General features: G+C 41.7%; 1 pseudogene. It reads right to left on the bottom strand.

Annotated elements, in window-relative coordinates:
- Nucleotides 1-242: pseudogene (locus AB4486_RS26665) on the bottom strand (iron ABC transporter substrate-binding protein); the annotation flags it as partial.

The following is a 242-nucleotide window of genomic DNA, read 5'->3' as shown; positions in this document are numbered from 1 at the left end:
AGACGACCAACACGGTCACGAGAAGAGTAAACGCTACGTGTACGTGTTGTTAGAGCGAACCACTCATTGTTTGTATCTTGGTATTGAGCAGGAATATTCTTTTCAAGAACTTCGCTTTCAACAGACTGAACTAAACCTTGTTTAGTTAGCTCAGATAGACGACTGATGTCTACAGTTAACACTACGTCTGCAGGGCTGTATTCGCCTTCTTGAGCTAACTTTTCTGCTAAACCTTTTTTAGC

It is taken from the genome of Vibrio sp. 10N.222.55.C6, from assembly GCF_041473395.1.
GTDB classification, from domain to species: Bacteria; Pseudomonadota; Gammaproteobacteria; order Enterobacterales; family Vibrionaceae; genus Vibrio; species Vibrio crassostreae_C.
The sequence above is the reverse complement of the archived record's forward strand: the minus strand, read 5'-3'. Positions and strand labels throughout refer to the sequence as shown.